The 347-nt window shown below is 45.2% G+C and carries 1 pseudogene; it reads right to left on the bottom strand.

The features are described from left to right. Positions 1–347, bottom strand: a pseudogene (locus VOR_RS18520) (IS66 family transposase); the annotation flags it as partial.

Raw genomic sequence — 347 nt, 5'->3', positions numbered from 1 at the left:
GGATACTTAAATGATATTGTCCTGCTAATACAGCGATATAGCTGAGCAAGTTCGGCCCAATAATACCTTGTGAGACATTCTCAGGTTTCTTGCCTCTGACAACCTCATTGCAATGTCGACATTGGCCTGAAAATAATCGGTACTCAGAGATATCGACCGCTGGCTTTGGTATTTCATGAACTTGATGTCGATAAAACGGGTTATTGTGAACGAAGATGTCCGATTGACCACAACACGGACACGTAGGATCAGGCAAGCAGTCGATGACAGTGTCCGTTTTCTTTAGTTTCGAGAGTTGTCGTTGACTCCCTGAGTGACCCTGTTTAGCTCCTCTCGGATTGCGGTCA

The sequence above is a fragment of the Vibrio ordalii ATCC 33509 genome, assembly GCA_000257205.1.
GTDB classification, from domain to species: Bacteria; Pseudomonadota; Gammaproteobacteria; order Enterobacterales; family Vibrionaceae; genus Vibrio; species Vibrio ordalii.
The sequence above is the reverse complement of the archived record's forward strand: the minus strand, read 5'-3'. Positions and strand labels throughout refer to the sequence as shown.